Source organism: Pseudoxanthomonas sacheonensis (assembly GCF_031455975.1).
Taxonomy (GTDB): domain Bacteria; phylum Pseudomonadota; class Gammaproteobacteria; order Xanthomonadales; family Xanthomonadaceae; genus Pseudoxanthomonas_A; species Pseudoxanthomonas_A sacheonensis_A.
In genome coordinates, this window is sequence record NZ_JAVDTT010000001.1 from 1,484,728 (window position 1) to 1,504,041 (window position 19,314).

At 64.2% G+C, this 19,314-nt stretch carries 18 protein-coding genes; 12 read left to right on the top strand and 6 right to left on the bottom strand.

The features are described 5' to 3' along the window. Positions 1 to 95 precede the first annotated feature (95 nt). The 6 genes from J2W94_RS06670 to yeiP all read left to right on the top strand — a co-directional run bounded on the left by J2W94_RS06670 (position 96) and on the right by yeiP (position 6,272). Complete coding sequence (locus J2W94_RS06670) at positions 96 to 716, top strand: hypothetical protein (protein WP_310091328.1); 621 nt, start codon at positions 96 to 98, stop codon at positions 714 to 716. Then, positions 713 to 1,606 carry a hydroxymethylglutaryl-CoA lyase gene (locus J2W94_RS06675; protein ID WP_310091330.1) on the top strand — a complete coding sequence of 298 codons (894 nt, stop codon included), beginning with the start codon at positions 713 to 715 and terminating at the stop codon, positions 1,604 to 1,606. Before J2W94_RS06670 ends, J2W94_RS06675 begins: the two co-directional genes overlap by 4 nt. Continuing rightward, positions 1,603 to 4,212: a sensor domain-containing protein gene (locus tag J2W94_RS06680; protein ID WP_310091332.1), complete on the top strand. Its 2,610-nt coding sequence runs from the start codon at positions 1,603 to 1,605 to the stop codon at positions 4,210 to 4,212. The genes J2W94_RS06675 and J2W94_RS06680 overlap by 4 nt, the downstream gene beginning before the upstream one ends. Continuing rightward, positions 4,205 to 4,699, top strand: a complete 495-nt coding sequence (locus J2W94_RS06685) for a GNAT family N-acetyltransferase (protein WP_310091334.1) — start codon at positions 4,205 to 4,207, stop codon at positions 4,697 to 4,699. The genes J2W94_RS06680 and J2W94_RS06685 overlap by 8 nt, the downstream gene beginning before the upstream one ends. Positions 4,700 to 4,886: 187 nt before the next feature. Next, positions 4,887 to 5,657, top strand: a complete 771-nt coding sequence (locus J2W94_RS06690) for an SDR family NAD(P)-dependent oxidoreductase (RefSeq protein ID WP_310091336.1) — start codon at positions 4,887 to 4,889, stop codon at positions 5,655 to 5,657. Between the two features lie 48 nt (positions 5,658 to 5,705). Next, the gene (gene yeiP / locus J2W94_RS06695; RefSeq protein ID WP_310091338.1) at positions 5,706 to 6,272 is read left to right on the top strand and encodes an elongation factor P-like protein YeiP; all 567 of its coding nucleotides are present in this window, start codon (positions 5,706 to 5,708) and stop codon (positions 6,270 to 6,272) included. A 256-nt stretch (positions 6,273 to 6,528) separates the two neighbouring features. Here the strand turns inward: yeiP and J2W94_RS06700 are convergent, their stop codons facing one another. The 3 genes from J2W94_RS06700 to J2W94_RS06710 all read right to left on the bottom strand — a co-directional run bounded on the left by J2W94_RS06700 (position 6,529) and on the right by J2W94_RS06710 (position 10,204). Continuing rightward, positions 6,529 to 8,391, bottom strand: coding sequence for a DUF4105 domain-containing protein (locus tag J2W94_RS06700; protein WP_430540551.1), 1,863 nt, complete (start codon positions 8,389 to 8,391; stop codon positions 6,529 to 6,531). Continuing rightward, positions 8,388 to 8,687: a DUF2388 domain-containing protein gene (locus tag J2W94_RS06705; protein ID WP_310091340.1), complete on the bottom strand. Its 300-nt coding sequence runs from the start codon at positions 8,685 to 8,687 to the stop codon at positions 8,388 to 8,390. The genes J2W94_RS06700 and J2W94_RS06705 overlap by 4 nt, the downstream gene beginning before the upstream one ends. Before the next feature lie 128 nt (positions 8,688 to 8,815). Next, the gene (locus J2W94_RS06710; RefSeq protein ID WP_310091342.1) at positions 8,816 to 10,204 is read right to left on the bottom strand and encodes an FAD-binding oxidoreductase; all 1,389 of its coding nucleotides are present in this window, start codon (positions 10,202 to 10,204) and stop codon (positions 8,816 to 8,818) included. 129 nt (positions 10,205 to 10,333) lie between these two features. Between J2W94_RS06710 and serA the strand changes: the two genes are divergently transcribed. Beyond that, complete coding sequence (gene serA / locus J2W94_RS06715; RefSeq protein WP_310091344.1) at positions 10,334 to 11,575, top strand: phosphoglycerate dehydrogenase; 1,242 nt, start codon at positions 10,334 to 10,336, stop codon at positions 11,573 to 11,575. A gap of 67 nt (positions 11,576 to 11,642) precedes the next feature. On the opposite strand, the gene J2W94_RS06720 is transcribed toward serA, so the two are convergent. Next, positions 11,643 to 12,206 (bottom strand): NUDIX hydrolase, encoded by a 564-nt coding sequence (locus tag J2W94_RS06720; RefSeq protein WP_310091345.1) that lies wholly within the window; start codon positions 12,204 to 12,206, stop codon positions 11,643 to 11,645. A gap of 165 nt (positions 12,207 to 12,371) precedes the next feature. Between J2W94_RS06720 and J2W94_RS06725 the strand changes: the two genes are divergently transcribed. The 5 genes from J2W94_RS06725 (at position 12,372) to yddG (ending at position 16,983) form a co-directional block, all read left to right on the top strand. Then, positions 12,372 to 13,916 (top strand): amino acid permease, encoded by a 1,545-nt coding sequence (locus tag J2W94_RS06725; RefSeq protein WP_310091347.1) that lies wholly within the window; start codon positions 12,372 to 12,374, stop codon positions 13,914 to 13,916. A gap of 80 nt (positions 13,917 to 13,996) precedes the next feature. Further along, on the top strand, positions 13,997 to 14,638 hold the full coding sequence (locus J2W94_RS06730) for a methylthioribulose 1-phosphate dehydratase (protein ID WP_310091351.1): 642 nt from the start codon (positions 13,997 to 13,999) through the stop codon (positions 14,636 to 14,638). Between the two features lie 199 nt (positions 14,639 to 14,837). Then, the gene (locus tag J2W94_RS06735; protein ID WP_310091354.1) at positions 14,838 to 15,395 is read left to right on the top strand and encodes a 1,2-dihydroxy-3-keto-5-methylthiopentene dioxygenase; all 558 of its coding nucleotides are present in this window, start codon (positions 14,838 to 14,840) and stop codon (positions 15,393 to 15,395) included. Further along, entirely contained in the window at positions 15,392 to 16,096 is a 705-nt protein-coding gene (gene mtnC / locus J2W94_RS06740; RefSeq protein WP_310091617.1) for an acireductone synthase, read from the top strand. The genes J2W94_RS06735 and mtnC overlap by 4 nt, the downstream gene beginning before the upstream one ends. Positions 16,097 to 16,107: 11 nt before the next feature. Next, the gene (gene yddG, locus J2W94_RS06745) at positions 16,108 to 16,983 is read left to right on the top strand and encodes an aromatic amino acid exporter YddG (RefSeq protein ID WP_310091356.1); all 876 of its coding nucleotides are present in this window, start codon (positions 16,108 to 16,110) and stop codon (positions 16,981 to 16,983) included. 108 nt (positions 16,984 to 17,091) lie between these two features. Here yddG and J2W94_RS06750 read toward each other — a convergent pair whose 3' ends face one another. Together J2W94_RS06750 and J2W94_RS06755 are read right to left on the bottom strand one after the other, a co-directional pair. Next, positions 17,092 to 17,667 (bottom strand): YdeI/OmpD-associated family protein, encoded by a 576-nt coding sequence (locus tag J2W94_RS06750; protein WP_310091357.1) that lies wholly within the window; start codon positions 17,665 to 17,667, stop codon positions 17,092 to 17,094. A 3-nt stretch (positions 17,668 to 17,670) separates the two neighbouring features. After that, positions 17,671 to 19,260, bottom strand: a complete 1,590-nt coding sequence (locus tag J2W94_RS06755; RefSeq protein WP_310091359.1) for a calcineurin-like phosphoesterase family protein — start codon at positions 19,258 to 19,260, stop codon at positions 17,671 to 17,673. Between the last annotated feature and the right edge of the window lie 54 nt (positions 19,261 to 19,314).

Consider the following 19,314-nt stretch of genomic DNA (forward strand, 5'->3'; position numbering starts at 1 on the left):
AATATCCCCGCGCGGCGCCGCCCGCAGCCGTTCGCCGGCAGTCCTGCGCCACCGGCTTTTTGCGTTCGCCTCAATCAGGAACCACGCCAACCCCCATGAGCCTACGCCTCCGACCTCTGTTGATGCTGCTGCCACTCTGGCTGGGCGGCTGCGTGGTATTCGAACGGCCTCCCGTGCCGCTGACGTGTGACGCGCGCTTGCAAGGCCGCTGGCTGCCCATCGCCAACAGCGCCGACGAGGCGGCCAAGCTGACTCAGGACGATTACGCTGTGGTCGATTCCAGCTGCCATGCCACGGTCTCCATGAGCCAAGTAGGCGGCGACCCAAGCAGCAAGGTCGAGATAGACGTGCCCGGCTTCGCCCTCGGCGACCAGCACTACTTCGCCCTCAACGAAGAAAGCGTGGCCCGGCTTTTCGCGCGCGGTTTGTCGGCGGAGGTGCCGCAGGAGAAGAAACTGCCGACTAGTGCGGTCACCTTGGTCAGGTATCGGATCGAGGGCGACATACTGACCTTAACCACCATCGATGGCGACACGGTCGGAAAACTCAGCGAACAGAAGCGGCTCCGCGCAACCGCGCTGGATCAGTTCAATTATCTGATCCCCGGCGACGAAGCGACCTTGCGCAAGGTACTGCTGGCCCACCCCGAACTTTTCGGGAAAAGCGGTTCGCCGCCCATGAAGATGCGACGCGACAGCGGGACACCCGCTCCATGAGCGATTTCGTACGCATCGTCGAAGTCGGCCCGCGCGACGGCCTGCAGAACGAAAAGACCATTATCGCTACCGCCGACAAGATCGAACTGATCGATCGCCTGTCGCGGACCGGGTTGCGCAGCATCGAAGCCACCAGCTTCGTCAGCCCCAAGTGGATTCCGCAGCTGGCCGATGCGGCCGAAGTCTTCGGCGCCATCGATCGCAAGCCGGGCATTTCCTATCCGGTGCTGGTACCCAACGAAAAAGGCTACGAACGCGCGCGCGAAGTCGGGGCGCAGGAAGTGGCCGTGTTCACCGCCGCTTCGGAAGCCTTCAACCAGAAGAACATCAACGCCAGCATCGACGAATCCATCGAACGCTTCCGCCCGGTACTGGAGCGCGCCCGCACCGATGGAGTGAAGGTGCGCGGCTATGTCTCCACCGTGCTGGGCTGTCCCTACCAGGGCAATGTGCCGGTGGCCGACGTGGTCCGGGTCGCGGCGCGCCTGCATGCGCTGGGCTGTTACGAAATCTCGCTGGGCGATACCATCGGGGTAGGTACTCCCCATCAGGCCCGCGCAATGCTCAAGGCCGTCGCCAACGAAGTCCCGATGCCCGCGCTGGCGGTGCATTTCCACGACACCTACGGACAGGCGCTGGCCAATATCCTGGCCTGCCTGGAAGAAGGGGTGGCCGTGGTGGATGCGGCGGTGTCGGGCACTGGCGGCTGTCCTTACGCCAAAGGCGCCAGCGGCAATGTCGCCAGCGAGGATGTGGTCTATCTGCTGCACGGCCTGGGCGTCGAAACCGGGATAGACCTGGATCGGTTGAGCGAAACCGGCTTGTGGCTATCCGCGCTACTGGGCCGAGACACCGGCAGCAAGGTGGCGAGAGCCTTGTCCGCCGAATGAACGGGACGCCGCCAGCGGATCTGTATTCGCCTGACGCTGGCGCAGCGGGCTTCCTTTCCAGCGAGGCCTTGCATGAGGATGCGGCCAGGCTGCTGGATTCTCTGCGCCAGGCGAGCACCGACGCCTCGCTGGACGACGAAACCCGCCAGCTAATGAAACAGGCGCTGGAACTGCTGCGCGTAACCACCACGCAAAAGGACTGGGCGTTGCTGCGTTACCGGGCCTTGTTCGACGCGGTTCCCGACCCGGTCAGCATCCTGGCCGAGGACGGTACCGTATTGGATCTCAACAAGGCCGGCATGGCCGCCTACAAGCGGCAACGCGAGGAGATCATCGGCCAGAACATCAACGTCCTCAATCCGGAATTGCCGCACGACCACATGGATCCGGTCTGGGAAAGCCTCAACCGCGGCGATAGCTACGTGATCGAAGTCACCAACATGCGCGGCGACGGCACCCGTTTTCCGGTGGAAGTGCATTCGGCCAACTTCGTTTTCGATGGGCGCAAGAGCCTGGTGGCGGTGGCCCGCGACCTGAGCAAACGGCACGAAGCGGAACTGCGCTACCGCGAACTGATGGAAGTCATCGACAAAGGCATCGTGGTGCAGAACCAGGCGCGCGAGATCGTCTACGCCAATCGCGCGGCAATGCGTATTTTCGGGGTCGGCGAAGGCAGGCGGACCAACGATCTGAACTTGGAGCATTGGCGGATCGTCGACGAACACGGCCATGAAATGACCAGCGACGCGCTGCCGGCGCATCGCGCCCTGGCCACCGGCCAGGTCATCGAAAGCATGCTGCTGGGGCTATATCACCGCGAACACAAGCAGTTGCTCTGGCTCACGGTCACCTCGGTGCCGCAGTTCGCGCCGGGCGGCAGCAAGCCGGCGCAGGTCACCTCCCTTTTCAGCGACGTGACCGCGCTCAAGCGGGACAGCGCATTGTTCGATCGCGCCCAATCGTTGGCCCATATCGGCGGATGGGAGTGGGATGCCGGCCGCGATAGGGTCTACCTGACCGAAGAAGCCATACGCATTCTCGGGCCCGCGCAAACCCCCGACAACATCGAAGCCATGCTGGCCAGCCTGCGCGAACCGGACCGGCGGCGCTTCCGCACCGCGATGGAGAACGTAGTCGAGACCGGCGGCGGTTTCGACCTGGAACTGCAGGGCAGCCGTCTGGATGGACATCCGTTCTGGATCCGCGTCATCGGCGAAGCCGAGGCCAGCGACCCCACCGCTTCCCGGATCACCGGCACGCTGCAGGACATCTCGCTGGATAAGCGCGCCGAGGAAACTCTGCGCATCCAGGCGCGCACCGATCCGCTAACGGGACTGATGAACCGCGATGCCGTGCTCAACGAACTGGGCACGCGCCTGATCGATCCTGTGCATGCGCAGGTCGCTCTGCTGTACATCGACCTGGACCGTTTCAAGACCGTCAACGACGTGCTGGGCCACAGCGCAGGCGACGAACTGCTGATGCAGGCCGCCGCCCGCATCCTCGCTGCGGTAGGCACCGAAGGCCTGGTGGCGCGCTTCGGCGGCGACGAGTTCCTGGTGATCTGCGACGCCAGCGGCGATCCGGCGCAACCCGAACGCCTGGCCGATGCGGTGTTGGGCGCGTTCGCCGATTCCTTCCGCTTCGGCAAGGACGAGTTCGCCATCACCGCCAGCATCGGCATCGCGCGCGCGCCAACCGACGGATTGCGCCCGCAGCAGCTGATCCAGAACGCCGACATCGCCATGTATGACAGCAAGCACCGCGCGCGCAACGCGTGGCAGGCGTTCACTCCGGAGCTCGCGCGCCGGCAGCAGGACCGTCTGCAGATCGAAACGCAGCTGCGGCGTGCGGTGGACAACGAGGAATTCCGGCTGGTCTACCAGCCGCAGGTCGACCTCCGGCGCGGCCATATCGTCGCCGCCGAAGCGCTGATCCGCTGGCAGAACCATCAACTGGGCGAACTGCGTCCCGATCTTTTCATCAGCCATGCCGAAACCACCGGCGACATCGTGCGCATCGGCAGCTGGGTGCTGCGCGAAGCCTGCCGGCAGGTTCGCGAATGGCACGATCAGGGCCTGGGCATCGTGCGGGTGGCGGTCAACGTTTCCTATCGCCAGTTCGCCGGCGACGAACTGGCGGAAAACGTGCGCGCGGTCCTGGCCGAATACGACCTTCCCGGCTCGGCGCTGGAACTGGAATTCACCGAACGCGTGTTGATCGAGGACGCCCCGGCCACGCTCAAGACTTTCGCCGAACTGCGCGAATTGGGCGTGGTGCTGACCATCGACGATTTCGGCGAAGGTTATAGCGCGCTCAACTATCTGCGCCGCCTGCCCATCCATGGGCTCAAGCTCAGCCAGCTGTTCACCGAGGGCGTGCCCAACAACCGTTCCGATGTGGCGGTCTGCCAGGCGGTCTCGGCGATCGCGCGCAGCCTCGGCCTGGCGCTGGTGGCCGAAGGCGTGGAATCGGAAGCGCAGCGCCAGTTCCTGCTGCAGCTCGGAGTACCGGTCGGTCAGGGCTTCCTGTTCGCGCCCGGACTATCGCCCGATGAATTCGCCAGTCGCCTGAGATCGCCGGAGGAACGCGTTTCCAATGCCTGAAGCCGCACCGTATTTATTACGCACTATCGAAACAAAAGACGACGCGACGATGGCCAGCATCATCCGCACGGTCATGCCGGAATTCGGCGCCACCGGCAGCGGCTTCGCCATCAACGACCCCGAAGTGGATTGGATGAGCCGTGCCTATGCGCAACCGCGCTCGGCCTACTTCGTCGTCGAACGCGACAGCAAGGTCATCGGCGGTGGCGGCGTCGCGCCGTTGGCTGGCGGCGATGAGGGTACTTGCGAGTTGCGCAAGATGTATTTCTTGCCCGAGGCCCGAGGCGTCGGTGCAGGCGCAGCGATGATGGACCGTTGCCTGCGAGCCGCACGCGAGTTCGGCTTCCGGCAGTGCTACCTGGAAACCCTGCGCGGCATGGACGCGGCCATGCGCCTGTACGAACGCACGGGGTTCCGTCGCCTGGATGCGCCGTTGGGCGCCACCGGCCATGGCGGTTGCAACGCGTTCTATCTCCTGGATCTTTGATTCCCTTCTCCCTCCGGGAGAAGGTGGCGCGTAGCGACGGATGAGGGAGGGAAAATTACTAGCCGACGAACCTTCGCTATGACCTGAAAGTCCATTCCCTCATCCGCCCTTCGGGCACCTTCTCCCGGAGGGAGAAGGAACCACCGCTATCGCGTAAAATGCCGGTTTTCCCGAATCGGGCTCTTCCATGCAGCTTTCCAATACCCGCGCCGTCATTACCGGCGGCGTTTCCGGCCTGGGCCTTGCCGTCGCCCGGCATCTGGTCGCCCAGGGCGGCAAAGTCGCCCTGTTCGACGTCAACGACGCCAAGGGTGCGGAGGCCGTCGCGGCGCTGGGCGAAAGCAACGCGCACTACTTCCGCACCGATGTTACCGACGAGACCGGCGTAGTGGCCAATATCGCCGCCGCCGGGGAATTCCTGGGCGGATTGAATGCCGCGATCAATTGCGCCGGCATCCTAGGCGCCGGGCGCGTGCTAGGCAAAGAAGCGCCGATGCCGCTGTCGAATTTCCAGGCGACCGTGATGGTCAATCTGGTCGGCAGCTTCAACGTGGCCAAGGCCGCCGCCAACCTGATGCAGCACAACGCCGCGGGCGAAGACGGCGAGCGCGGCGTCATCGTCAATACGGCTAGCGTGGCCGCCTACGAAGGCCAGATCGGCCAAGCGGCGTATTCGGCGTCCAAGGGCGGCGTGGTCGGCATGACCTTGCCGATGGCGCGCGAACTTTCCCGTTTCGGCATCCGCGTGATGACGGTGGCGCCTGGCATCTTCTGGACGCCGATGGTCGACGGCATGTCCGAGGAAGTGCAGAAATCGCTCGGCGCTTCGATCCCCTTCCCGGCGCGTCTGGGCAGGCCGGAAGAATTCGCCGAGACGGTGGCGTTCATCGTGCAGAACCGCTATCTCAACGGCGAAACCATCCGCTTGGATGGCGCCGTCCGACTGGCGCCCAAGTAACGCATCGCGCCTCCATGCCCCGACAACAACCTACGACATAGAAAACCAATGAAAGCCCACGAAATCAAGAAAGGCAACGTCTTCGAACACAACGGCACCGTCTACCAGGTACGCGATATCGAGCGCAGCTCGCCGCAAGGCCGTGGCGGCAACGTCAAGTACCGCTTCACCCTGTACAGCGTACCGGGCGCGGTGAAATACGACCTCAGCGTGGGCGCCGACGACGAACTGAAGGAAGTGGAGATGTCGCGCCGCCAAGCCACGTATTCGTACAAGGACGGCGACGCCTTCGTGTTCCTGGACGACGAGGACTACACACCCTACACCTTCGACGCCGACGTGATCGGCGATGACGCGGGGTACATCGCCGACGGCCTGGCCGGCAGCTACGTGCAGATCATCGACGACCAGCCCGTCGCCCTGCAGTTGCCGCAGCACGTGACCCTGGAAGTAGTGGAAACCCCGCCGGAACTGAAAGGCGGCAGCGCCACCAAGCGGCCCAAGCCGGCCAAGCTCAGCACCGGCCTGGAGATCATGGTGCCGGAGTACATCGTTAACGGCGAACGGGTGCTGGTGAATACGACCACGGGCGAGTTCGGCGGGCGGGCGGACTGACGCTTGTCCTTGCTTCCCCTCTCCCTTGATGGGAGAGGGTGGCCGAAGGCCGGGAGAGGGTGAGCCGGAGCCAATAACCGTGAATTGCCGCGAGGTGTCGAGTGATGCGAAGCCAAAAGCACGCATCGCTGCGCTCGTGCTCCCCTCTCCTGCCCCCGTATCAAGTACGGGGCAGGCTCTTCGGGCATCCTCCCCCACAAGGGGAGAGGAGAAAGCATCGTATTTCAGTCCCGCCGAGCGATTTGCCCATCGCTTACTACAGCTGCAACCCACCCTGCTCCTTGTGCAATCTACGCAATCGTTCGCCCAACAAGGCGATGTTGGCTTCGGTTCCCTCCAGCATCGACCTGCGCTCGGGCGACAGCCATCGGCGCGCATCGGCACGCAAGGCAACGCCCTGCTGTTTCAACTGTGCGACATATTGTTCGCTCTCCCGCCCTATTGCCTTGCGCTCGTCAGCTTGCGGTAGTCCATAACCGCTATTCGACAGCAAGGCCGCCGGACGACTGAGAAAGCCCTCCAGGCGCAGAAAATCACGCAATGCGGCGTCTCCAGCGAAACCATCGGCACCCTGTTGCACCTCTTTCCCGAAGTAGCGGCGCTTGAGTTCGTCGCGCACCAGTAATTCCTGCTGTCGCAGCGCCGCTTCCTCAAGTAACAGCAACGCCGCGCTGGTGCGCAGAGCCTGTCCCGGACTCGATCCGGGGTCTGCCCGCTCTAGCCACGGCGCTCGTTCGGCAGGCGGAAGTTCCAGCCATTGCTGCACCCGTTTTTGCGGCAGCGACAATCCTTCGCGGGCCACCTCGAACATAGCCTGGTAATGCACGCTCGCGGATTCGAAGCGATAACCCAGGCGCAAAGCCTCCGCCGGATCGTCCAGCACCGAGGCATCGGCGACCCCGACCTTCTTCAACCGCCGCAACAAACCGGTCGGAGTGACGCTGGCCAACGATTCGCCGGCCAGGCGCGGCACGCCATCATGCAGCAGCTTGAAGGTCTCTACCGCGCAGTTGTTGCTGAGGAAATAGTAACGGCCGTCGTAGGTCCAGTGGGCTTGCGCGGCGCGTTCCAGCAGGCCGGCGATTTCTTCCCGGTCCAATCGCAGCGGAATCGATTGCAGTCCGCGCAGTTCGATCTTGGTGTATTCGTCGATCACCTGTTCCAGCGGCAACAGGAACAGCCGCGACGGATACGAACCTGTGAGCCCGCGCCAGCTGGAAATCTGCACATCGTCGACGAAGGCGCGGAACGACAACACGCGGTGATAGCGCAGGTCCAGACGGCACTCCGGCCCCGGCGGGCGGCCCGGCGCGCAGATTACCAACCGCAGCATGCTGTGGCCCCAACGGCTCATCGGCTGCTCGTTGGCCTCGGCCAGCAGGTAGTCGACCGCGTACACGCGCGACGGCTCCAGTTGCAGCAACGCCGCCTCGCCGTCATCGGCGTCGGCCTGCAGAAATACCTGCCCTAGCGCGCAATCAGCCTGTGCGGGCGCCCAGTCGAAGTGCTCGGAGAAAAAACGATGCAGAGCCGGCCGTCTGCACGCGTAATCCGGATCCAGCAGGAAATGCTCGAGGTTGACGGCAACGAACTCCGATGCCCGAGTCAGCTCATAACGATCCGGGCTGCGGTCGCTGAAAGCGTTGTGCGAGGTCCGCAAGCCCAATCGCATGGGACTCACCTGCCAACCAGCCAGATCCAGCAGGCGTGGACTGCGCGACAACCGGCCTTGCGCCGTGCGGTCGTAGAAATGCGCGAGTTCATGGACCACGGCCGACAGCGCCGCGCGCGTAGCCGGTTCATCGGCCCCAGCGCCCGTCGGCCGCGCCATCCAACCGTCAAGCAGCGCACGATTCAACAGCAGGCGTCGCGCCCGGGCGCGTCCATGGATCTGCGCAGGCAAGTCATGGCGCCAGACCACCGGAATGCGATCCAGAGCGGCTATCCAAGCCGGAGGCAGCCGCTGCACCGCCGCATCCAGCAGTTGCTGGGTGGCCGCGGCTTCTTTAGCGGTCAGCGGTCCGGCTTCGGGCAGCAATTGCAGTTCGGCCCGCGCATTTCCTGCACAGGCCAGCATGCACAACGCCAGCCACAACCCCGGCCCGCGACGCGGGCTCACAAAGCCAGGATGGCCTGCGCGAGCTGCATATCGCTGGCCTTGCGCGCGGCCGGATCGCGCTCGCGCAGCTGACGCAGAGCCGCTTCCAACCGAGCGCCGCGGATACGCCCTTCGCTGGCGACGAAGCTGGCAGCGTCGTCGCGCGCGCGCAGCACCACCTTGTCGTCGCCCGAAGTGCTTCCGGAGGAAGCCGAAGAGCCAGCGGAAGACGCGCCAGCGGAAGAGCCCGCGAAGCTGGAAGCCAAAGCCGGAGCGGAAAGCGCCAGCAACGAGCAGATCAGGATCGTTCGAATCATCTTTTAATTCCGCAGAGTGGGGGAAGAAGGCCGCCCGAAAGACGAGCCATGCAAGATTACCTGCACGCCCGTCACCCGAGCTGAACCGCCATCACCTTGCCGAAATCCCGGCGCATCGGCTCCGCATCTCAGGCGTCGAAAAGCTTGCCCGGGTTCATCAACCCCTCCGGATCCAGCACCCGCTTGATGCCGCGCATCATCTCGATCTCGGCCACGCTGCGCGTGCTTTCCAGATAGCCCTTCTTCACCAGGCCGATACCGTGTTCGGCGGAAATGCTGCCTTCGTGGCGTTTCAACGATTCGGCCAACAGTTTGGTCACCTGCTCGCATTGGCTTACGAACTCCGCGTCGTCCAAGCCATCCGGCTTCAGCACGTTGATGTGCAGATTGCCGTCGCCGATGTGGCCGAACCAAACCACATCGAAATGCGGATAGGCCTCGCCTAGCAGCTTCTGGGTTTCCTCGAGGAATGCGGGCATCGCCGAAATACGCACCGACACGTCGTTCTTGTACGGCTTGTATCGCGCCAAGCTCTCGGTGATGCCCTCGCGTAACCGCCACAACTGCGCGGCCTGCGCATCGCTTTGGCTGATAACGCCATCGCTGACCCAGCCGTTGTCCATGCAGGTTTCGAACGCGGCCATCGCCGCCGCTTCCTGCACCTCGTCGCCGGAGGCGAACTCGGTGACCACATAGTACGGATGCGTTTCCTCGAAAGGTTTTTGCGCCCCGTGCGCCAGCACGTGGTGCAGCGCGCGGTCGGTGAAGAACTCGAAAGCCTCCAGCTGCAGCCTTTCGCGGAAGGCGGAAAACACCTGCATCAGGACCTCGAACGAAGGCAGCGCCAGCAGCATCACATTGGAGGGCGGCGGCGGATCGGTCAGGCGCAGAGTCGCCTCCACCACGATGCCCAGCGTGCCTTCCGAAGCGATCATCAGATGGCGCAGGTCGTAGCCGCTGGAGTTCTTGACCAGGCCCCGGTTGAGATCCAGCAACTCGCCGGTACCGGTCACCACTTTCATGCCGGCGATCCATTCGCGGGTGTTGCCGTAACGGATTACACGGATCCCGCCGGCATTGGTGGCGATGTTGCCGCCGATGGAACACGAACCGCGCGCGGCGAAATCCACCGGGTACTCCAGTCCCTGCTCGCCTGCCGCGTTGTGCACCGCCTCCAGGGCGATGCCCGGCTGCACGGTGAGCGTGCGATCGACCGCGTTGAAGTCCAGCACGCGGTTCATGCGTTCCAGGCTGAGCACCAGTTCTCCGTTGGCTGCGACCGCGCCGCCGGATAGGCCTGTGCGCCCACCGGAAGGCACGATCGCAACCCGGTGCTGGCAGGCCCAGCGGACGACCGCCTGCACTTCCTCGATGGACCCCGGCAGCGCGATCGCCAGCGGCGCCGGCGTCCAGCGCCGGGTCCAGTCGCGGCCGTAGTGCTCCAGGTCGGCGGGATCGGTTTTCACGCGCAGCGCCGGCACGGCTTGCAGCAGGTCGGTCAGGCGCGGGTCGCTCATGGGAAACCGATACGGGGTGGGGCCGACAGCGTGCCAGCCGGGGCCGCCAGCGTCCAGTTCCGCAGCGCAGCAAAGGCCCGTCCCTTCTGGCATAGTGACCGCCCCGCCGTCGGACGCCTGCCTGCCCGCATGTCAAAGAAGAAGACCTCGTACCCCAAGCAGGACATCCGCATCCTGTTGCTGGAAGGCGTCAGCCAGACCGCCATCGATACCTTCCGCGCCGCGGGTTATTCGCAGATCGAGGTGCATGCCAAATCGCTGCCGGAGGACGAGTTGAAGGCGCGCATCGCCGACGCCCATATCGTCGGCATCCGTTCGCGCACCCAGCTGACGGAAGAAGTCCTGGCCAATGCGCGCCGGCTGATGGCCATCGGCTGCTTCTGCATCGGCACCAATCAGGTAGACGTGGACGCGGCGGAATTGGCCGGCATCCCGGTGTTCAACGCGCCCTACTCCAACACCCGCAGCGTGGCCGAGCTGGTGATCGCCGAGGCGATCATGCTGATGCGCGGCATTCCGCAGAAGAGCGCCGAATGCCATCGCGGCGGCTGGTCAAAATCCGCCGCCGGCAGCCATGAGGCGCGCGGCAAGACCCTGGGGATCGTCGGCTACGGCCATATCGGCACCCAGGTGGGCGTGCTGGCCGAGGCCATCGGCATGAACGTGGTCTTCCACGATATCGAGACCAAGCTGTCGCTGGGCAATGCGCGTTCTTCGCTGAGCCTGGACGATCTGCTGGAACGCTCGGACGTGGTCACCCTGCACGTGCCGGAAACACCGGCGACCAAGAACATGTTCGGCGCAACGCAGATCGCGAAGATGAAGCGCGGCGCGCACCTGATCAACGCCTCGCGCGGCACCGTGGTGGACATCGACGCGCTCAGCGCGGCGCTGGAATCGGGACAGGTGGGCGGGGCCGCCGTGGACGTATTCCCGGTCGAACCCAAAGGCAACGACGACGCCTTCGTCTCGCCGCTGGCCGGCAAGGACAATGTGATCCTGACCCCGCATGTCGGCGGCAGCACCCTGGAAGCGCAGGACAACATCGGCATCGAGGTGGCGGCCAAACTGGTGCGCTATAGCGACAACGGTTCGACCCTGTCCGCGGTGAATTTCCCGGAAGTGACTCTGCCCGAGCACGCGGCCAGCCACCGCCTGCTGCACATCCATCGCAACGTGCCCGGCATTCTGTCGCAGATCAACGACATCTTCGGCAAGCACGGCATCAACATCGACGGCCAGTTCCTGCGCACCGATGCCAAGGTGGGCTATGTGGTGATCGACGTGTCGGCCACCGATCTGCAGGCGGTGGACCTGAAGGAAGCGCTGATGGCGATTCCCGGCACCCTGCGCACCCGCGTCCTGTATTGAAGGTAGGGGCGTGCGGGCGGGATGGCGTAGGAGCGACGTGAGTCGCGACTAATTCGCCGGCAATGTTTCACGTTGCTCCCGTGGCACCTAACCACTTCCTGGCCATCCGGCTCAGCGATTCGTCGGAGTCCTGCGCCACTTCGTCGATCCGCCGCCAGGCCAGGTCGTGGGATTCGTCGCTGACCACGTAATTTTCGTCGCTGCCGGCGCGCACAACATAGCGCACGTCGTAATGCCAGTGGCCGGGCACCTCTTTGCGTTCGGGAATCCAGTGGCGGTCCAGGTCGAAGATGCTTCCGGTCTCAACCGACAATCCCGGCAAACCGGATTCTTCCTCAGCCTCCTTCAGCGCCACCTGGGCCAGGTCGCGGTCGCCATCGGCATGTCCGCCGAGCTGCAGCCAGCGCTCCAGCTTGCGGTGATGGGTCATCAGGATGCGGCTGCCATCGGCGCTGACCAGCCAGGCCGCGCCCGTGAAGTGGCCCTCCAGGCGTTCGCGCAGGAAGGGGTCCTGCGGGTCGTCCAGCAACGCCAGGAACGATCGGACCGTGTCGGTTTCAGCGGGCCAGCGCCGCTGGTAATCGGCGAGTTGCTGCGCGAGCAAAGGCACGGCCTGTATCGGTTGCGACATGAGCGAACCCGGTTCCCTGTATCCCTATTCAGGCTCGCATTATCGCCCGACACAAGTCCGCGGCGCTTGTGCGACCAAAGTGTGACGGGTAAGGTTCGGCAAACCCGTTCCGGCCATTCGCTGCCGGTCACGGCCTGCAGATCAACGGCACTGGGGAATCACCGAATGTCATCTTGGCGTGTAAAACCGCTCGATCAAATCCTTGCCACCGCCGAGAAAAAGTCGCTCAAACGACAGCTCGGCGCCTTCCAACTGACCATGCTCGGCATCGGCGCCATCATCGGCACCGGTATCTTCGTGCTGACCGCTGAAGCCGGCCAGAAAGCGGGTCCGGCCATGATGGTCGCGTTCGTGATCGCCGCGGTGGTCTGCGGTCTGGCGGCGCTGGCCTACTCCGAGTTGGCCGCGATGGTCCCGGTCTCCGGTTCCGCCTATACCTATACCTATGCAGTGTTGGGCGAGGCGCTGGCCTGGTCGGTGGGTTGGGCACTGGTGCTCGAATATGCGATCGCCGCGGGTGCGGTGGCAGTGGGCTGGTCCGGTTACATGAACGGCCTGCTGATGAGCGCCGGATATCCTATTCCCGAAGCGCTACGAACGGGTCCTTACGCTGGCGGCACCTTCAACCTGCTCGCGTTCCTGATCTCGCTGGTGGTCACGTTCCTGCTGGTCATCGGTACCTCCAAGTCGGCCAAAGTCAATGCGGTCTTGGTGAGCATCAAGGTCGTCGCATTAACCGCTTTCATCATCATCGCGGTGCCCGCCGCGCAAGACGCCAACTTCAAGCCGTTCTTCCCCACCGGCTGGGGTAGCCCGCTGGGCGGCGTCGGCGTCCTTGGCGCAGCCGCGTCGATCTTCTTCGCCTATGTAGGCTTCGATGCCGTCTCCACGGCAGCCGAAGAAACCAAGAATCCCAACCGCAACATCCCGATCGGCCTCATCGCTTCGTTGGGTGTGTGCACAGTGTTCTACATGCTGGTCAGCTATGGCGCAGTGGGCGCCGGTGGCGCGCAGCCGATGATGGGCGCCAACGGACTCGCATTGCATCCGGGCACGCCCGAACTCGCCGCGGCCTGCAAAGGCAGCACAGAGCTGGTCTGCAGCAACGAGCCACTGGCACACGTGTTGCGCATGCTTGGGTTCGCCAAGTGGGGTAACGCCATTGGCATCGCCGCTGCGCTGGCGCTGCCGTCGGTCATCCTGATGATGATCTTCGGCCAGACCCGCATTTTCTTCACCATGTCGCGCGACGGCCTGCTGCCGCAGGTTCTGTCCAAAGTGCACCCGCGTTTCCACACGCCGCACGTGGTCACCATTATCACCGGCCTGTTTGTTTCCCTGTTCGCCGCGTTGTTCCCGGTCGGCATCCTGGCCGACATCTCCAACTCGGGCACGCTGTTCGCCTTCATGATGGTTTCCATCGGCGTACTGGTGCTGCGCAAGACCCAGCCCGACCGTCCGCGCCCGTTCCGCACGCCCCTGGTGTGGGTGGTCTGCCCGCTGGCAGTGTTCGGCTGCATCCTGCTGTTCCTGAACCTCTCCATGTACACCATCAGCCTGTTCCTCGGCTGGGCCGTGATCGGCGCGCTGGTCTATGCGTTCTATGGCTACCGCAAGAGCGAACTCGCGCCCGGCAGCGTCGCCTACAAGGCGGCGGCGGACGCCAAGCTGGAACCGGAACCTTCGTTCCACGAAGGCCCACAGGCCTGAGTCGATACTTCGGCAACAAGAAAACGGCGCGGACATCCGCGCCGTTTTCGTTTGTCGCCCCGATTTTGTAAACTCGGCGCATGAGTGCTGTCCCTTACAACCCCGCCCGCCTGCAGGAACTCGCGCAGGAAATCATCGCCAACGTGCGCGAGCTGTCGCAGGCCGGCTGGACGCCCGCGACCAGCAGCAATTTCTCCGAACGCCTGGACGACCGTCACGCGGCGATCACCGTTTCGGGACGCGACAAGGGCCGGCTTAGGCTCGACGACATCATGGTGGTCGACTTCGACGGCCAGGGCGTGGCCACCGAACACCGCCCTTCCGCCGAAACCCTGCTGCATACCCAGCTCTACCGGCGCTACCCGGAAATCGGCTGCGTCCTGCACACCCATTCTCCGGTGCAGACCATCGCCTCGCGCCTGTATGCCGGCGCTGGCCATATCCGCCTGGAAGGCTACGAACTGCTGAAGGCTTTCCACGGCAACACCACCCACGACGACACCATCGACGTGCCCGTGTTCGCCAACACCCAGGACATGCACACCCTGGCCGCCCAGGTAGACGCCCTGCTGGACCGCAAGCCGCTATGGGGCTACCTGATCGACGGCCACGGCCTGTACGCCTGGGGCCGCGACATGGCCGAAGCGCGCAGACACCTGGAGGCGTTCGAGTTCCTGTTCCACTGCGAGCTGGAGCTGCGCAAGCTGGGCTGTCGCGGATGAAACATGAAACAGCTGTGGGTTGTGGGGTGGGAGCGCCGTCCCGGCGCGAGCTCTTGCTCCTGGCATCACAAAGCTAAAGGCAGAAGCTCGCGCCGAGACGGCGCTCCCACATCCAATTTTCTTTTGCGGCTGCGGCCCTCATTGATTGGGCACAGGCGTTTGCTACGCTTACCCCATCCCACGACACTCGAGCCCCGCCATGAGCCGTCTGCGCATCTTCGACGAGAACAATCCGGCCACACCGGAATTCGCCAGCTTCGACCCGGACTTCATCGCCACCGAGCTGTACAAGATCGGCGTCACCTTCGAGCGCTGGAAGGCCGCGCATCCGCTCGCGCCCGGCGCGAGCCCGGAGGAAGTGATGGCGGCGTACAAGACCGATATCGACCGCTTGATCGCAGAGCGCGGCTTCAAGACCGTGGACGTGGTCAGCATCGCGCCGGACAACCCGCAACGCGAAGCGATGCGCGCCAAATTCCTGGACGAGCACTATCACAAGGAAGACGAAGTGCGTTTCTTCGTCGCCGGCTCCGGCCTGTTCACCCTGCATGTGAACGGCAAGGTCTACGAAGTGGAATGCGTGCAGGACGATCTGATCGCGGTACCCGACAGCACGCTGCACTGGTTCGACATGGGCGAGCAGCCCAGCTTCATCGCCATCCGCTTCTTTACCGAGCCGGACGGCTGGGTAGGCCATTTCACCGGCGAAGAGATCGCCAAGAAATTCCCCCGCTACGAACCCGGTAAATCCTCCTGAACGCGCCGCACGCCATCCTCACCGATATCGAGGGCACCACCAGCAGCATCTCCTTCATCAAGGACGTGTTGTTCCCCTACGCGCGCAACGCCCTGCCCGGCTTCGTCGCCCGGCACGGCAAGGAAGAAGAGGTACGGCGCTGGCTGGACGCAGTGGCGATCGAACACGGCAGCATCTGCAGCGACGAGGTGATCGTGGAGACGCTGCAGGGCTGGATCGACCAGGACCGCAAGCACACCGCGCTCAAGGCCTTGCAGGGCATGATCTGGGAAGCCGGCTATCGCGATGCCGAATTCACCGCGCCCATCTACGCCGATGTCGCGCCCGCGCTGCGCCAGTGGCGCGGCTCGGGATTGCCGCTCTACGTGTATTCGTCCGGCTCGGTGCCGGCGCAGAAGCTGTTCTTCGGCCATAGCGACGCGGGCGATCTGACTCCGCTGTTTTCCGGCTGGTTCGATACCGAAGTGGGCGGCAAACGCGAAGCCGGCAGCTACGAGGCGATCGCCGCGCGCATCGGCATCGATGCCTCGGAGATCCTGTTCCTGTCCGATGTGGTGGAGGAGCTGGACGCCGCGCGCATCGCCGGCATGCAGACCGTGCTGGTGGACCGGCGCGAGGACTATCCGCAACCACGCGACGGTGCCGCCGCGCACGATCATCCGCGTGCCACCAGCTTCGCCGACATCTTGCTTCCCGCCTGAGTCTGACCCCGATGCCTTCTGCGAAAGCGGCGACGCTGAGCGGTTTGCTCGCCATCGTCCTGTGGTCGTCCCTGGCGCTGCTGACCACCTCGACCGACGGACTGCCGCCGTTCGAGGTACTGACGCTCGGTTTCGGCTTCGCAGCCGCTTTCGGCTTCCTGCGTACCGCGCTTCGCGGTCGCGACGGTTGGCGGCAACTGCGCCAGCCGTGGTCCGCGCTGGGCCTCACCACTGCCGCGCTCTTCGGTTACCACGCGCTCTACTTCATCGCACTGAAACGCGCGCCGGCGGTCGAAGCCAACCTGCTCAACTACCTGTGGCCGCTGCTGATCGTGCTGTTCGCCGCCCTGTTGCCCGGCGTACGCGTGCGCGGCCTGCAGATCGCGGGGACGTTGCTGGGACTGGTCGCCGCCGTCGTGCTGGTCACCCGTGGGAGCGGCATCGAAATACAGCCGCGTTATCTGCCCGGCTATTTCGCTGCGCTGGGTGCGGCGGTGATCTGGGCCGCCTATTCGGTGCTCAACCGCCGCCATGCGCAGGTACCGAGCGAGGCGATCATCGCGGCCTGCGCCCTGGTCGCATTGTTCGGACTGCTGGCCCATCTCGGATTCGAGCGGACTGTCATGCCGAGTTTTCCGCAATGGCTGGTGCTTGCGCTGATGGGCATCGGCCCGGTGGGCGCCGCCTTCCTGCTCTGGGACCACGGCACCAAACATGGCGACATCGCGGTGCTGGGCAGCCTTTCCTATCTGGCGCCGTTGTTGTCCACCTTGTTGTTGGTACTGGCCGGGCGCGCCGAGCCGCACTGGTCGCAGGCGGCCGCTATCGGACTGCTGATGCTGGGCGCGTGGTTGAGTCTGCGCAGGCCTACGCCGGAACAGTCCTGACCTACTACGACAGCACTCAACCACTCAGCCTGTCATCCCGAGCGCAGCGAGGGATCTGCTGTTGAAGCCGTCAAGCAGATCCCTCGCTGCGCTCGGGATGACAAGGAGTCAGTGGATCTTCTCGCCCCTGGCCAGCATTTCCACGAATTTCTCCGCGCGCGCGATCCGGGTCTCCGGTTTCTTCGCCGTATGCACGCGCCAGCAGAAGGCATAACGGTTGGTCCTGTCGAGTTGATCGAAGAACGCCTTGGCCTTCTTGTTCTTTTTCAACGCGGCGGCCAGTTCCTCGGGTACTTCCATATCGGAGAAGCTGCGGTAGGCGGCTTCCCAACGGCCATCGGCCTTCGCGGCTTCGACCTCGCGCAGGCCGCCGGACTGCATGCGGCCTGCGGCAATCAGCCGTTCGACATGGCCGATGTTGATCTTCGACCACAGGCTGCGCGGCCGGCGCGGGGTGAAGCGCTGCAGGAAGAACTGTTCGTCGTGTCCCCGCTTCTGCCCATCGATCCAACCGTGGCATAGCGCCACCTCCAGGGCTTGGGCGTAGTTCACCGAGGCGATGCCCGAATCCTTCTTGGCGATCCGCAGCCAGATGCCCCTCCCGCCCGCGTTCGCGACCAGCCATTGCTCCCAGGCTTCCGGGTCCTTGAAATGCTGGATGGGCAAGTCGTCGGGTACGGGCATGGCTTACTCCGCAGCTTCCTGCAATCGATAGGTGGAGCTTGCCGTCTGTTCGCCGCGCCCTTGATCGTGCACGCGTACTTCGATCCGATGTTCGCCCACGCCCAGATCGGTAGGCAAGGCGCCGCGCCACAGGTGCTTCGAGGGCTCGGCTTCGGGCGAGCGGTCGTAGCCGCGCAGCGCTTCGGCGCCGTCGTCGCGGGCGTTTTCCGCCAACAGGTTCGGGTCGGCTTGGCGAACGAGGGACATCGGCTTCCATGGCGTTCCATCGACGCGATATTCCACCTTGGTATCGTCCTGACCCATGAACACGTTGGCATAAACCGCGAATGCGGGATAGGCGCCCTTCCTCAGTACTTTAGGCGCATGCAGGGACAGCGCGCGGTCGGGATCGCGAGCAGGATGCCAAGCCAGCGCGTAGGCGCCGCCGGCGCGCACCTGCAGGCTCGCGTAGCCGTTGGGAGTGCCATCGGCCATGGTCGCGTCCGGGATGCCTTGCGCGTCTTTCGCACCCGACCAGAATGCGCCGCAGACCGCACCGACGTTGTATTCGTGCAGCGGCACGCTGCCGTGCCAGCCGCTAACCGCGCCGTGATACACGTGCTGCTGGGTGTGGCTGTGACCGCTGAGCAGCAGCACATGCGGGAAGTCCTTGAGCAATGCGAACAGCCGCGCGCGGTCGGCATGGCGGAAAGTTTCGACGCCGGGCTTGGCATCGAAGAACGGGATGTGCACGCCGATCACCAGCAGTCGATCTTTGGTCACGGTGGGCAGATAGGCCTGCAGGAAAGCGAACTGGTCTTCGCGCAGCCCGCCGATGTAGGCGGGCTTCTGACCAGGCCGATAGATCACATCGTCCAGGCCAATGAACACCGCTTCCCGTTCTTCCCACGCGAAGGTGTCCGGGCCGTAGGTATTGCGGAAGGTGAGCAGCGATTCCTCGTCGTGACGGGCGTCGAAATCAAGATCGTGGTTGCCGGCTATATGCAGCCAGGGAACCTGCAGCATTCGCGTGACCTGATTCAGTTGCGGATACAGCGAGAGATCGTCGTTGACCACATCGCCCAGGGTCAGCCCAAGGCGCGCGCGCTGTTTGCCGACCAAGGGCTCGACGATGTCGCGCTTGTAGTAGTCAATGTCGGTTTTGCTCTTGGTCTGGGTGTCGGAAAAGACCAGCACTTCCAACGGGGCTCCACCGTCCTCAGCGACCGCCTGCGCAGGCCACAGGCCGAAATTCCTGCAAGCAGACCGGGTGGCGGGAATGCCGCCGTACTTGAGCTTGGGCCCCTGCTCGCTACGCAGGTTGCTCCAGAAATCCGGCAGGCCGTCCGCGCGCGCGGGAAATTCATAGCCCGCGGGTTTGATCACGAACAGGGTGCGGCCTTCAATTGGCGGCAAGTGGTAAATGCCCGCCTCATCGGTCGTTGCGAGACGGGCGCCGTCGGAAACCTTGATGCCGGCGAGCGGTTTCTCGTTTGCGTCGATGGTGCCGCTGCGGTTGCTGTCCTCCCATACTTTCCCCTCGCTGCAGGAAGGCTTTCCCCAAGCGGGAGAGGCCACCAATAGAAGGACAAGCATGGCGGACAAGTTGTGCATCGGCGACTCCGGATAGGCGACGATCCAAGATTAGCAGGCACGTTCGGGCGTTGG

Excerpts from the sequence above, each read along its gene's own strand:
- J2W94_RS06670 (WP_310091328.1), top strand. The coding sequence starts at position 96 with ATGAGCCTACGCCTCCGACCTCTGTTGATGCTGCTGCCACTCTGGCTG.
- J2W94_RS06675 (WP_310091330.1), top strand. The coding sequence starts at position 713 with ATGAGCGATTTCGTACGCATCGTCGAAGTCGGCCCGCGCGACGGCCTG.
- J2W94_RS06680 (WP_310091332.1), top strand. The coding sequence starts at position 1,603 with ATGAACGGGACGCCGCCAGCGGATCTGTATTCGCCTGACGCTGGCGCA.
- J2W94_RS06685 (WP_310091334.1), top strand. The coding sequence starts at position 4,205 with ATGCCTGAAGCCGCACCGTATTTATTACGCACTATCGAAACAAAAGAC.
- J2W94_RS06690 (WP_310091336.1), top strand. The coding sequence starts at position 4,887 with ATGCAGCTTTCCAATACCCGCGCCGTCATTACCGGCGGCGTTTCCGGC.
- yeiP (WP_310091338.1), top strand. The coding sequence starts at position 5,706 with ATGAAAGCCCACGAAATCAAGAAAGGCAACGTCTTCGAACACAACGGC.
- J2W94_RS06705 (WP_310091340.1), bottom strand. The coding sequence starts at position 8,687 with ATGATTCGAACGATCCTGATCTGCTCGTTGCTGGCGCTTTCCGCTCCG.
- J2W94_RS06710 (WP_310091342.1), bottom strand. The coding sequence starts at position 10,204 with ATGAGCGACCCGCGCCTGACCGACCTGCTGCAAGCCGTGCCGGCGCTG.
- serA (WP_310091344.1), top strand. The coding sequence starts at position 10,334 with ATGTCAAAGAAGAAGACCTCGTACCCCAAGCAGGACATCCGCATCCTG.
- J2W94_RS06720 (WP_310091345.1), bottom strand. The coding sequence starts at position 12,206 with ATGTCGCAACCGATACAGGCCGTGCCTTTGCTCGCGCAGCAACTCGCC.
- J2W94_RS06725 (WP_310091347.1), top strand. The coding sequence starts at position 12,372 with ATGTCATCTTGGCGTGTAAAACCGCTCGATCAAATCCTTGCCACCGCC.
- J2W94_RS06730 (WP_310091351.1), top strand. The coding sequence starts at position 13,997 with ATGAGTGCTGTCCCTTACAACCCCGCCCGCCTGCAGGAACTCGCGCAG.
- J2W94_RS06735 (WP_310091354.1), top strand. The coding sequence starts at position 14,838 with ATGAGCCGTCTGCGCATCTTCGACGAGAACAATCCGGCCACACCGGAA.
- yddG (WP_310091356.1), top strand. The coding sequence starts at position 16,108 with ATGCCTTCTGCGAAAGCGGCGACGCTGAGCGGTTTGCTCGCCATCGTC.
- J2W94_RS06750 (WP_310091357.1), bottom strand. The coding sequence starts at position 17,667 with ATGCCCGTACCCGACGACTTGCCCATCCAGCATTTCAAGGACCCGGAA.
- J2W94_RS06755 (WP_310091359.1), bottom strand. The coding sequence starts at position 19,260 with ATGCACAACTTGTCCGCCATGCTTGTCCTTCTATTGGTGGCCTCTCCC.